Source organism: Cetobacterium sp. (assembly GCF_048470075.1).
Taxonomy (GTDB): domain Bacteria; phylum Fusobacteriota; class Fusobacteriia; order Fusobacteriales; family Fusobacteriaceae; genus Cetobacterium_A.
In genome coordinates this window covers 24,479-38,354 of the sequence record NZ_DBGBQB010000074.1, presented here as the reverse complement: position 1 = coordinate 38,354, position 13,876 = coordinate 24,479, and the positions used below count along the sequence as shown (strand labels likewise).

Below are 13,876 nucleotides of genomic sequence, written 5' to 3'. Positions count from 1 at the left end.
TGAGTATGGCAAAAAAATCAGTGGATACAACAGACAAATCAAAAGCGTTAGAAACAGCGTTAAAACAGATAAGAAAAGATTTTGGAGAGGGTTCAATAATGAAGCTTGGTGAAAATCAAGGTATGAATATTGAAGTTATTCCAACAGGAAGTATAAATTTAGATTTAGCTCTTGGTTTAGGAGGAGTTCCTAGAGGAAGAATTATAGAGGTGTATGGAGCTGAAAGTTCAGGAAAAACAACAATAGCTTTACATATAGTAGCTCAGGCACAAAAAATGGGAGGAGTAGCGGCATTTATAGATGCTGAACATGCTTTAGATCCAGTATATGCAAAGGCTTTAGGAGTGGATGTAGAGGAGTTATTAATCTCTCAACCAGATTTCGGAGAGCAAGCTTTAGAGATTGCAGATATGCTGGTTAGATCAGGTGCTATTGATGTTATAGTTGTTGACTCTGTGGCTGCCTTAGTTCCAAAAGCAGAGATAGATGGAGAGATGTCAGATCAGCAGATGGGACTTCAAGCAAGACTTATGTCAAAAGCTTTAAGAAAATTAACAGGATCTATAAACAAATCAAAGACAACTATGATTTTTATAAATCAAGTTAGAGACAAAATTGGTGGATTTAGCTTTGGACCTCAGACTACAACAACAGGTGGAAAAGCACTTAAATTCTATGCTTCAGTGAGAATGGAAGTTAAAAGAGTTGGAAGTGTAAAACAGGGAGAGGACGTTATTGGAAATGAAACTGTGGTAAAGGTTACAAAAAATAAAGTTGCGCCTCCATTTAAAGAAGCTAAATTCCAAATTATGTATGGAAAAGGAATCTCTAGAGTAGGAGAGATTTTAGATATGGCATTAGACAATGATATAGTTGCAAAATCAGGAGCTTGGTTTAGTTTTGGAGATATAAGATTAGGTCAAGGTAAAGAGAATGTAAAAGCGAGATTAGAGACTGAGCCAGAATTATTAGCAGCGATTGAAGAGAAAATAAACCAACTTTTAGAAAAAAATACTATAGTACTTCATGCATCAGAGGGAGAAGAGGTTGAAGCTGAAGAAGCTATTGAAGAATAAGTTTCTCTTTGAAAATGGGTTAAGTATAGGACTAAATAATGAAATAATAAACAAATATGATTTAAAAAGGAGAGAGGAGCTATCTCATGAGGAATACTTACAAGTGTTAGAGTTAGCTGCTCTCTCCACTTCATATTATTATTTAGCCAAAAGAGACTATAGTAAAAAAGAGATATACAACAAACTACTTCAAAAATATAGGGAAAAATCTTCAGTATTAAAAGTTGTATATAGATTGGAAGAGTTGGGTTATATAGATGATAGGGAGTTCGCTACTTCCTATGTAAAAAGTAAAAGATGTGGAAGAAAAAAAGTGGAGTATGAGCTAAAAGTAAAAGGGATATCCTCAGAGATAATAGAGGAAGTATTAAATTCATATGAGGGAGAGAGTGAACTGGAGGAGTTATCTAAGGCATGGGATAAACTGGGAGATAGAGATGAGCAGAAAAAAATAGCTTCTCTTATGAGAAAGGGGTTCTCCTATGGCGATATAAAAAAAATTATAACAAAGAAAAGGGAGGAAGAATGTTAACACTGCTTAAAGTTACAATGGTGGCACTACTGAATTTTAGCTATATAACTCTGTTTAAAGCTAGAAGAATAAAAAAAATGGCCAATGATAAAGCTCCATTTGCAGCGAGAAAAGAGTTGAAAAAACTTTCAGAAAGAATTGTGAAAGCTGCCAAAATAGAGTTAGAAGTGGTTTATTTAGATGAAGCTGAGTATAGAAAGATGAGATTGGAAGATGGGATAGTTGTGGTATCAAACCATGAGAGCAACTTAGATATTCCAGTTATAGTTACAGCTTTAGATATCCCTGTGGGCTTTGTTGCAAAAAAAGAGATGGAGAATTGGCCATTTTACTCAATGTGGATGAAATTAAGTAAATGTATCTTTTTAGATAGATCAAATCCAAGAGAGGGAATAAAAAGCATAAGAAAAGCGGTTGATATAGTAAAGAAAGGATATCCAACTGTAATATTTCCTGAAGGAGAGAGAACACTGGATGGAGAGATAGGTAATTTCAAAAAAGGAAGCTTCAAATTAGCTACTGAGACAAATGGTATTATATTACCATTGACAATAGATGGAACTTTTTTTGTTCAAAATAGAAAAAATATTTTTATTAAGCCTAATCAAAAGGTAAAATTAACTGTAGGAAAACCGATAGATTTGAGAAAAATGAATCAGGAAAATAGCAAAAACCTTAGTGAAAGTGTTCGAGAAATGATAGCTCGCGAAAAAGTATAAAGAAAAAATTAAAAAATAACCACTAAAAAAGTATAAAATTAATCGTTAAAAACTTGGGAAAAGTTTGACACTAATTATTATTTGTGCTATAATCTCCTTGAAAATTAAGTTGAGCTTAACAGGGCTTAAACGAAAAATATAAATGGAATATATATAATTTATAATCCACTCAGGAGGAAAAAGATGGAAAACTTACAATCTTACTGGTCAGATTTCAAAGGAAATTTATGGAAGAAAGAAATCAACGTTAGAGATTTCATTCAGAACAACTACACACCATATACTGGGGATGAGTCATTCTTAGTTGGAGCTACTGAAAATACTAAAGCTGTTTGGTCAAAGTTAACAGAGATGTTCAAAGAGGAGATTGCAAAAGGTGTTTATGATGCAGAAACTAGATACCCACAAGCAATTGATACTTATGGACCTGGATACATTTCAAAAGAAAACGAGTCAATCGTAGGACTTCAAACAGATGCACCATTAAAGAGAGGAATCTATCCAAAAGGTGGATTAAGAATGGTTGAGAACTCTTTAAATGCATACGGATATGAAATAGATCCAATAACTAAAGAGATCTTTACAAGATATAGAAAAACACATAATGAAGGAGTTTTCTCTGCTTATACAGATGATATGAGAGCAGTAAGAAAATCAGGAATCGTAACAGGATTACCAGATGCTTACGGAAGAGGAAGAATAATCGGAGACTACAGAAGAGTAGCTCTATACGGAGTAGATAAATTAATCGAAGAGAGAAAATTCGAATTAAAGAAAGCTGAAGCTCCAGAGTTAACTGAAGAGATCATCAGAAAAAGAGAAGAGATTACTGAGCAAATCAACGCATTAAAAGCATTCGTAAAAATGTGTGCTTCTTATGGATTTGACGTAACTAAACCAGCTACAAACGCTAAAGAAGCTGTACAATGGGTATACTTCGCATACTTAGCAGCTACAAAAGATCAAGATGGAGCAGCAATGTCAGTTGGAAGAACTGCTACATTCTTAGATATCTTTATTGAAAGAGATTTAGCAAAAGGATTAATCACTGAGACTGAAGCTCAAGACTTAATCGACCAATTTATCATAAAATTAAGAATAATCAGATTCTTAAGAACACCTGAGTACAATGAGTTATTCTCAGGAGATCCAACTTGGGTAACTGAAGCTTTAGGAGGAGAAGGAGTAGATGGAAGAACTTTAGTTTCTAAAACAGCTTTCAGATATTTAAATACTCTTTATAACTTAGGACCAGCTCCAGAGCCAAACTTAACAGTATTATGGTCACAAAAATCTCCAGCAAACTGGAAAAACTTCTGTGCTAAAGTTTCAATAGATACATCAGCTATCCAATATGAGAATGATGATTTAATGAGACCTGAGTTAGGAGACGACTACGGAATCGCATGTTGTGTATCTCCAATGAAAATAGGAAAGCAAATGCAATTCTTCGGAGCTAGAGTAAACTTACCAAAAGCTTTATTATATGCTATCAACGGAGGAAGAGATGAGAAGTCAGGAGCACAAGTTGCACCTAAATTCGAAGGAATCACTTCTGAGTATTTAGACTTTGATGAAGTAATGCAAAAATATGACTTAATGTTAAAATGGTTAGCAGGAGTATACATCAATGCTCTAAAAGTTATCCACTACATGCATGACAAATATTCTTATGAGGCGTTTGAAATGGCTCTTCACGATGTAGAAGTTTTAAGAACTCAAGCATCAGGAATCGCTGGATTATCTATCGTTGCTGACTCATTAGCAGCTATTAGAGATGCAAAAGTAAGAGTAATCAGAGACGAGAGAGGAATCGCTGTTGACTTCGTAAGAGAGGGAGAGTATGTACCATTCGGAAATAACAACGATGAAACAGATAAATTAGCAATAGAGATTATGGAAAAATTCATGAACTACATCAGAACTCATGAGACTTACAGAAACTCAAAAGCTACACAATCAATCTTAACAATAACTTCAAACGTAGTTTATGGAAAGAAAACAGGAACAACTCCTTGTGGAAGACCAGCTGGAACTCCATTCTCACCAGGTGCAAACCCAATGAACGGAAGAGATACAAGAGGAGCTGTAGCAGCACTTGCTTCAGTAGCTAAGTTACCATTCCACCATGCAGAAGATGGAATTTCTTACACATTTGCTATCACTCCAGGAGCTTTAGGAAAAACTAGAGAGGAAAGAGTTGCAAACTTAGTAGGATTAATGGATGGATACTTCACAACTGATGGAGGACAACACTTAAACGTTAACGTATTTGATAGAGCATTATTAGAGGATGCAATGGCAAATCCTGAGAAATATCCTCAATTAACAATCAGAGTATCTGGATATGCAGTTAACTTTGTAAGATTAACAAAAGAGCAACAATTAGACGTTATTTCAAGAACAATTAACGGAAATATGTAATAACTAAAAAGTAATAATAAAGGATGTGCTAAGAAAATGAAAAAGGGATTTATTCACTCACACGAGAGTTTTGGAACTGTAGATGGACCTGGTATTAGATATGTAGTGTTTACTCAAGGATGTCCTTTAAGATGTAAATACTGTCATAATTGTGATACATGGAAAAAAGAGGATGCAAAATTCTTGGAGACTCCTGAACAAACTTTCTTAGAGATCTGTAGATATAAAAACTTTATAAAAACAGGAGGAGTAACGGTCACTGGTGGTGATCCGTTAACTCAACCTGAATATGTAAAGGAGCTATTAAGACTTTGTAAGCAAGATGGTATACACACAGCGATTGATACTTCGGGGTACTTATTTAATGATAAAGTTAAGGAAGCTTTGGAGTATGCAGATCTTGTATTGCTGGATATAAAATCGATAGATCCTGTACAATATAAAGAGTTAACTGGTGTTGAATTAGAACCAACATTACAATTTGCAAAATATTTAAAGGAGATTGGAAAACCAATGTGGGTAAGACACGTTGTTGTTCCAGGAATAACTGATAATGATGAGTTATTAGGGAAGCTAGCCGACTATTTAAAAGATTTTGATAATCTTGAAAAAGTAGAGGTTTTACCATATCACTCTCTTGGTGAGTATAAATGGCAAAAAATAGGACTGGATTATCCTTTAAAAGGTGTTGAACAGCTTTCAGCTGAGAGATTTGAAAATGCAAAAAATATATTTAAAAGTAGAGGTTTATCAGTTAAATAGTAAAGTTTTGACTACCTTAGAACAAAAAAGTTCTAGGGTAGTTTTTTATATATTTTAATAAAAAATATGTTATAATTAAATAAAAAAAGGAGATACCAATGATAATATTAGGAATAGAAACATCTTGTGATGAAACATCTATAGCTGTTTTAAAAGATGGGAAAGAGGTTTTATCTAACAATATCTCTTCTCAAATAGATATACATAAAGAGTATGGAGGAGTAGTTCCTGAAATCGCTTCTAGGCAGCATATAAAAAATATAGCCACAATATTGGAAGAGAGTTTAGAAGAGGCAAAAATTACAATGGATGATGTTGATTATATAGCGGTAACATATGCACCGGGATTGATTGGAGCTCTATTGGTAGGGATATCTTTTGCGAAAGGCTTAGCATATGGGCATGATATACCACTGATACCTGTACATCATATAAAAGCACATATCTATGGAAATTTTATAGATCATGATATAGAGTTACCATGTATAGCTTTAGTAGTATCTGGAGGACATACAAATATAGTTCATATAGATGAGAATCATAACTTTGTAAATTTAGGAGCAACTTTAGATGATGCCGTTGGAGAAAGTTATGACAAGGTAGCAAGAGTTATGGGAATAGGATACCCAGGTGGACCTATAGTGGATAAGCTATACTACAAAGGAGATAAAGATGCTTTAAAAATACCTGAACCTAAAGTTGATGGTTATGATTTTAGTTTCTCAGGAATTAAAACGTCGGTTATAAATGCGGTGAATAAGGCTAGAATGAAGGGCGAAGAGTTTAAACCAGAGGACTTATCAGCTTCATTCCAAGAGAGAGTAGTTGATATACTGTGTAAAAAAACTTTAAAAGCAGCTCAGGATAAAAAAGTAAAACAGATTATAATAGCAGGTGGAGTTGCTGCTAATTCATTACTGAGAAGTGAACTTACTAAGAGATCAGAAAAATTAGGAATAAAAGTAAACTATCCATCTATGGCTTACTGTACAGATAATGCAGCTATGATAGCAGAAGCTGCATACTATAAGTTAAAATATGGAAAAGAGCCAATTTTTGCAGATTTAACATTGAATGGAAAAGCAACTTTAGACATAATGAAAGATTAAAAAATACCCCAAGTTTTGGGGTATTTTAAATTTCATGGTATAATTGATATGGTATAGAAATATGGGGAACTTAAGTGAAATGTAGGGGTATTTTACATTGAAAAACTCTTGAAAATATGGTAAAATTTTTGGATAACAAACTGTTATTTTGGAGGTAAAATGAAGATATATATTGCCCCTTTGGCTGGGGTTACAGATTATACATTTAGAGGAATTTTAGATGAATATAAACCAGATCTTATGTTCACAGAGATGGTTAGCATAAATGCTTTAGAGATGGAAAATGAAAAAACATTAAATCAAATTTTAAGAATAAGAGATGGTGAAGCTGTTCAGATTTTTGGTAAAGATGTAGAAAAAATGGTTTACAGTGCCAAGTATATAACTGAAAAGCTAGGAGTAAAACACATTGATGTAAATGCAGGATGCCCTGTTAATAAAATTATAAAAAATGGGTATGGTGCAGCACTGTTGGAAGATCCAGACCATATTAAAAGAATTTTATGTGAGATTAGAGAGGCTATACCAGAGGATGTGGATCTATCTTTAAAAACAAGAGTGGGATATAAGGGAGAGAAACAGCATAAAAAAGTTGGTAAAATAGCTGAGGAAGCAGGTTGTAAACATATCACAATACATGGAAGAACAAGGGAGCAAATGTACAGTGGAACTGCTAATTGGGATCTTATAAAAGAGGTAAAAGAGAGCGTAAATATAGAGGTTATAGGTAATGGAGATATATTTACAGCAGAGGATGCCTATGAGAAAGTTAAACATTCAGGTGTTGATGGAATAATGCTAGCGAGGGGAATATGTGGAAACCCATGGCTAATAAAACAGATAAAAGAGAGATTTGAAACTGGAGAGGTTCAGACACAGGTAACTCCAGAGATGAGACTTGATATGGCAATAAGACATGCACTACAAGGAAAATTAGACAATCCAAATAAAAAGTTTTTATTTGAACTTAGAAAACACCTGTGTTGGTATTTAAAGGGAATAAGAAATGGAGCCGCTTTAAAAGGAGCAATAAATCAGATAGAAAGTTATGATGAGCTAATTGAACTATTAGAAAGGGCCAAGGAAAATTTAAAGTAAGGAGATGTGATTTTTTGTCAGCAGATACGCCATTAATGGCTCAATATAAAGAGATAAAAAAAGAAAATCAAGATAATATCCTATTTTTTAGATTAGGGGATTTTTATGAGATGTTTTTTGATGATGCAGTAACTGTTTCTAAAGAGTTGGGATTAACATTAACAAGTAGAAACAGGGAGAAAGGTATAGAGGTTCCCTTAGCGGGAATCCCATACCACTCATCAGCGGGATATATAGGAAAGCTTATAGCTAAAGGATATAAAGTTGCTATATGTGAGCAAGTAGAGGATCCAAAAACCACAAAGGGACTTGTAAAACGAGAGGTTGTTAGGGTTATAACTCCTGGAACAATAATCGATACCGAGTATTTAGATGAAAAAAGTAATAACTATTTAATGGGAATAGTTTTGAAAAAAGATTCTATTGGGCTATCGTATATAGATATAACAACTGGAGAGTTTGTAGCCAGTGAAAAGGAAAAAACAGAGGACTATATATATAAAATTTTGGGAGAGATAAATAAAGTTTCTCCAAGAGAGATATTAATAGATGAGAACTCCTACCAAGATTTGGAAAAAGAGTTAAAGCAATTTGCTCAATTAAATAAAATAAATATTAACTCCTATTTAAAAGTGAAAAAAAGTGAGGAGTTTTTAAAAAATTATTTTAAAGTTATATCTTTAGATAGTTTTGATTTGAATGGTAAAACATCAGCAGTAGAAGCTTCAGCTATGATTTTAGAGTATGTTTTAGAACTTCAAAAAGGAAATGAGATTCCAGTGGATAAAATAGTATATACTGGAAGTGAAGATGTTATGGAGCTTAATCTGACAACACAGAGAAACTTGGATATTGTAGCTTCAAACAGGGAAAATGGTGTTTTAGGAACACTTCAGTGGGTCTTAGATAGCTGTAAGAGTTCAATGGGAAGTAGATTATTAAAACACTTTTTAAAAAATCCATCGACATCTAAAGAGATAATAACAGAGAGACAAGAAAATATTGGGTTCTTTTATAACAATGTTCTTTTGAGAGAGGAAACAAGGGAAAGGTTAAAAGAGATCTATGATATAGAGAGAATAATAGGTAAGCTTATTTTAGGAAATGAAAATGCCAGAGACTTAGTAGCTCTAAAGAGGTCTATATTAAATAGTTTAGAGATATATAAAATTTTAAAAGGGAATCCTATTTTTGAAATAGCTTTAGATGAACTTGTAGAGATATATAATCTTATAGAAAAAGCTATAAAGGATGAAGTTCCATTCTCTGTAAGAGAGGGCGGAATGATAAGAGATGGATATAATAGTGAGTTAGATGAACTACACAATATCTCAAATAATGGTAAGGATACCATATTGAATATTGAAAATAGAGAGAGAGAAAGAACTGGAATAAAGGGATTAAAAATAAAATATAATAAAGTCTTTGGATATTTTATAGAGGTAACTAAAGCTAATATTCACTTAATTCCAGATGATTATATTAGAAAACAGACATTGGCCAATGCTGAGAGATACATAGTTGAAGATTTAAAAATTTATGAGGAAAAGGTATTGAACGCTAAGGATAAAATAGAGAACTTAGAGTATATGCTTTTTAAAGAGGTTTCAGAAGAGATAAAAAAACATAAAAATATACTTCATGATTTAGCATACAAATTAGCTTACTTAGATGTGGTCACAAACTTTGCACATGTGGCAACTAAGAATGGATATATAAGACCTGAGATTACCACGGATGGAGATATGGAGATAATTGGTGGAAGACACCCTATTGTAGAGCAATTAGTCGGGAAAGAAAATTTTGTAAAAAACAGTATTGTTTTAAATGATGATAAAAATTTGATAATTTTAACAGGTCCAAATATGTCGGGAAAATCTACATACATGAAACAGGTAGCTCTAATCTTAATTATGGCACATATAGGGTGTTATGTTCCAGCAGAATATGCTAAAATAGGGATTGTGGATAAAATATTTACAAGGATAGGTGCAAGTGATGATCTAGTGACTGGACAATCGACCTTTATGTTAGAGATGAGTGAAGTAGCAAATATAGTTAACAGTTCTACTAGAAATTCATTTATCATACTGGATGAGATAGGAAGAGGTACATCAACATTTGATGGAATATCAATAGCAACAGCGATAACAGAGTATATCCATGACAATATACAAGCTAAAACAATATTTGCAACTCATTACCATGAGTTAACACAACTTGAATCTAAATTAAATAAATCCACAAACTTTAGAATTGAAGTCAAAGAGGATGAAAAAGAGATTCTTTTCTTAAGAGAGATTGTAAAAGGTGGAGCTGATAAGTCTTATGGAATAGAGGTTGCGAGATTAGCTGGACTTCCTAAGGAGATTTTAGATAGAGCCAGAGAGATGGTAAAGGTTTTAGAAAATAGAAAAATGATAATAGAGAAAAAAGTAAAAAAAGAGCAACTAATACTATTTGGAGAGTTTGAAAGTGAAATAAAAGAGGAACCGATGAAAAAAGTAGAGGAGGCTGTACTGGAGCTAGAGAGTGAAGAGAAGATTGTATTGCGTCTTTTAAGAGAGGCTGAATTAGACAAGATGACACCATTGGATGCTTTTTTAAAGCTAAATGAATTGAAACGTATCTTAAACTAGGAGGGTAGTATGGATAGAAAAAAGATTGCCTATAAAGTAGTTATAGTTGCAGTATTGGTTTTGGGATATTTAAATTATTTCGGTGATGAAAAAAAAGTTGAGAAAAAAGAGGAGATAGTTGAAACAACAGGTGCTATATATGATACTGAGGGATATCATATTGAAGCCGATAAACAAAAAGATTTTCTTAAAACAAATGAAACTACCTTTGAAAAAGCTAAAGCCGTAATAGATGGAATGATTTTAACAGGGGATAACGCATTTTTAGATGCGGGGAAAAACTTGCTATTAAAATCAAATATTTTAGGTAAAAGTTTAAATGGTTGGGAATTTGAGACTCAAGAGGCCAAATATAATAAAGAGAATGGAGAGGTTGAATCCACAATAGGAGTAACAGCTATAAACAAAGCTGAAGGTATAGAGGTTTCAGGAAAGAACTTTAAAAGTGATACCAAGATGGAAAATGTTGTGTTATCAGGAGATGTAAAATTCAAAACTAAAAATATAACTTTAGCAGCTGAAAATGCAAAATATAGTGATAAGGATAAAATAATAGATATAGAGGGTGATTCATTCCTATCAGGTTCTAACTTTGGAGACGGTTCTGGGATATTAAGTGGAAATTTTAAAGGATTAAAATATGACACCAATACCAATCTTTTAACAACATCTAACTCATTCATGTTAGACTATAATGGAATTAAGCTTTATGGAGATAATCTAGTTTTAAATGACAAAACAGAAGCCTTTACAATTAGTAAAAATGTATATGTTTTAGCTGATGGATATAAAATTAACATGGAGAGCATAACATCTGATGGTGGAGATAATATCAATTTTAATGGTAAAATTGATGGAAGTAATGGAATATACTCATTTAAAGGTGATGATGGAGTTTATAACAAAGTTACTAAGAAGTTTGTCGTTAAAGGGGATGTTCAAGGAAACGATACAAAGGGTGGAGAGTTAACTGCTGATATGGCAATCTATGCAACTGATACTAAAGAGCTTGAACTAATCAGTGATAAAGATGTTAAATATACAAGTCCCGAAAATAAGATTTTGACAAAAAATCTAGTTTATTTAACTCAAACTGGAGAGTTATACTTAAAAGATGGATATACTTACTTCAGTACTAAATATGATAGTAAGGGAGAGAGCTTCTTCTATAATAAAATAACTGAAAAGGGATATGTTATAAAAGGTGATGTAAAAGATAAGATTGATAAGCAATACGCTTCAGGAGATAGAGTTGATTTTGATAGACAGGAAGATAGTTATTTGGTACAAGGAAATGCTTACTTTGAAAATAATAGTTATATTTTTGAAAGTCAAAAAATTGATTACTTAGGAAAAAAAGGGTTTGTATATCTTCCAGAGAAATATGTTTTAAAGAGAAAAAAGGAGAAAGATATTTTTGAAGGGTTAAAAGGTGAATATAATTTAACTACTGAGGTATTTAAATCTTTTGGAGAGTTTAAATATATAAGTCCAGATAATGTAGTAGAGGGAGTAAACTTAGAGTTTAATCAAAAAACTGGTATTGGAACAGTTGAAAAAGATCTAGTTGCATTTGATAAAAAGGGAGAGACTAAAGTTGTATCCTCTTTTGGAGAGTTTAAAGAAAATGAGTTTGTTAAAGTTAAGGATAAGTTGGTTTTAACAAGTGGAGATATAGTGGCTAATGCTAATTCAGCGGACTATCAAATAAAAGATGAAAAGATCTATATTCCAGGAGAGATTCTATTTGAAGATAAGGTAAAAAATAGTTCTGGAAAAATGTACAATGGAGTGTACCAAACTGATAAAAAATTATTCACTGGTGAAAAATTTAGTGGAAAAGATGTGAAGAATACATTAAAAAGTGATATAATAAAGTACTTTACTTCTCAAGGAGATTTTGTTTTAGAGAAAAATGCTGAGATAAAAGATGAGACATCAACTTTAAAAGGTGATCACTTAGAGTACAATAAAAATACAGAAATAGCAAAATCACCTAAGGCTTTCACTATTAAATATGGGGATTATGACGTATTTGGAACAAGTGGAACATTAGATAAAAAGACAAGTCATCTGACTGGAAAAGATATTGTAATCAAATCTACACAGAATGAGGAGTTTAAAGGTGATCGTGTAGATGGAACATTAAATAATATGAATTTAGATTTTATAGGAAATGTTTCAGGTAGAATATATCAAGATGGAGTACCTGTAGATTTTAAAGGGGACTTTGTAAGAGCCTACTTTAAAAAAGATGCACAAGGAAAAAATCAGATTCAGAGAGTTGAAATCAGAAAGAATGCGGTTATAACAAAAGAGGGGACTACTCTATATTCAGACTACTTAGAGATTCAACCAGAAAAAAAACTGGTATTTGGAAAAGATAATACTAAAGCAGTTTTAAAAGATAAAGATGGAACAGTTACAAATGTGACTTCTAATATGATGACGGGTAACTTGAATACAGAGGTTATTGATCTGGTAGGTAAAGTTGTTATAGTAAGAAAAAGTAAAGATAAAACTTTAAAAGCAACATCTGCAAAAGCAAAGGTAAAAAATAAGGAAAACTTAATAGAACTAAGAGATAATGTATTTGTGGATGATGGTGAATCGGTAATAACAGCTGATGAAGCAGATTACAATACAAAAACTAATAAGGTAAAAGCTAGAGGAAATGTATTTGTAGATTATAAAACCAATGAGAAGAAAAGTGTAACAAATGCAAATCAAATAAATTCAGGATACAATAAAATCTTAAAAAAATAAGGAGAATCTATGAGAAGTATAGTTGCTCAAGGATTATGTAAAAGTTACAAAAAAAGACAGGTAGTTAAAAATGTTAGCTTAGAGGTAAAAAAAGGTGAGATTGTTGGTCTTTTAGGACCTAATGGAGCTGGGAAAACTACAACATTTTACATGATAACTGGAATAGTAAAACCTGAAAAGGGTCAAGTTTTTATAAATGAGGTAGATATAACAGAGTATCCAATGTATAAAAGAGCAGATATGGGAATTGGATACTTGGCACAGGAACCATCAATCTTTAGAAACCTTTCGGTTGAAGACAATATATTAGCTATATTGGAGATGAAAGGGTTACCTAAAGAGGAACAGATGAAAAAAATGCAAGAACTTTTAGAGGAGTTCAAATTGACGCATGTTGCAAAATCTATGGGATACTCTCTATCAGGTGGAGAGAGAAGAAGGGTTGAAATAGCTAGAACTATAGCAAATGATCCTGATTTCATTCTACTGGATGAACCTTTTGCTGGGGTTGACCCAATAGCAGTTGAGGATATTCAGCAGATAATCAGATACCTGAAACAGAGAGGTTTGGGAATTTTAATAACGGATCACTCTGTTAGAGAAACTTTGTCTATAACTGAAAAGGCATATATAATGGCAAATGGAAAAGTTTTAATAAGTGGAACTCCTGAGGAGATAGCTTCAAATCCTATGGCAAAGAAAGTGTACCTAGGAGAAAACTTTAAATTAGATTAAAATAAATTTTAAAAAT

General features: G+C 32.5%; 10 protein-coding genes. All 10 read left to right on the top strand.

What is annotated here, in order from left to right:
• Positions 1-5: 5 nt before the first annotated feature.
• The 10 genes from recA (at position 6) to lptB (ending at position 13,860) form a co-directional block, all read left to right on the top strand.
• Positions 6-1,076, top strand: a complete 1,071-nt coding sequence (gene recA / locus ACMOUI_RS02690; RefSeq protein WP_418964205.1) for a recombinase RecA — start codon at positions 6-8, stop codon at positions 1,074-1,076.
• Positions 1,048-1,608, top strand: coding sequence for a regulatory protein RecX (locus tag ACMOUI_RS02685; RefSeq protein WP_418964204.1), 561 nt, complete (start codon positions 1,048-1,050; stop codon positions 1,606-1,608). Before recA ends, ACMOUI_RS02685 begins: the two co-directional genes overlap by 29 nt.
• Positions 1,602-2,327, top strand: coding sequence for a lysophospholipid acyltransferase family protein (locus ACMOUI_RS02680; protein ID WP_418964203.1), 726 nt, complete (start codon positions 1,602-1,604; stop codon positions 2,325-2,327). The genes ACMOUI_RS02685 and ACMOUI_RS02680 overlap by 7 nt, the downstream gene beginning before the upstream one ends.
• Before the next feature lie 183 nt (positions 2,328-2,510).
• A complete protein-coding gene (gene pflB, locus ACMOUI_RS02675; RefSeq protein WP_418964202.1) occupies positions 2,511-4,751 on the top strand; it encodes a formate C-acetyltransferase in 2,241 nt (746 codons plus the stop codon).
• A gap of 36 nt (positions 4,752-4,787) precedes the next feature.
• Complete coding sequence (gene pflA, locus ACMOUI_RS02670) at positions 4,788-5,513, top strand: pyruvate formate-lyase-activating protein (RefSeq protein WP_418964201.1); 726 nt, start codon at positions 4,788-4,790, stop codon at positions 5,511-5,513.
• Positions 5,514-5,611: 98 nt separating this feature from the next.
• Positions 5,612-6,622, top strand: a complete 1,011-nt coding sequence (gene tsaD, locus ACMOUI_RS02665) for a tRNA (adenosine(37)-N6)-threonylcarbamoyltransferase complex transferase subunit TsaD (protein ID WP_418964200.1) — start codon at positions 5,612-5,614, stop codon at positions 6,620-6,622.
• Between the two features lie 159 nt (positions 6,623-6,781).
• Positions 6,782-7,720, top strand: a complete 939-nt coding sequence (gene dusB, locus ACMOUI_RS02660) for a tRNA dihydrouridine synthase DusB (RefSeq protein ID WP_418964199.1) — start codon at positions 6,782-6,784, stop codon at positions 7,718-7,720.
• Between the two features lie 14 nt (positions 7,721-7,734).
• Entirely contained in the window at positions 7,735-10,359 is a 2,625-nt protein-coding gene (gene mutS, locus ACMOUI_RS02655; RefSeq protein WP_418964198.1) for a DNA mismatch repair protein MutS, read from the top strand.
• Positions 10,360-10,368: 9 nt separating this feature from the next.
• Positions 10,369-13,125 carry an LPS export ABC transporter periplasmic protein LptC gene (gene lptC / locus ACMOUI_RS02650; protein ID WP_418964197.1) on the top strand — a complete coding sequence of 919 codons (2,757 nt, stop codon included), beginning with the start codon at positions 10,369-10,371 and terminating at the stop codon, positions 13,123-13,125.
• Positions 13,126-13,134: 9 nt separating this feature from the next.
• Positions 13,135-13,860 carry an LPS export ABC transporter ATP-binding protein gene (gene lptB, locus ACMOUI_RS02645; RefSeq protein ID WP_418964196.1) on the top strand — a complete coding sequence of 242 codons (726 nt, stop codon included), beginning with the start codon at positions 13,135-13,137 and terminating at the stop codon, positions 13,858-13,860.
• Positions 13,861-13,876: the final 16 nt, after the last annotated feature.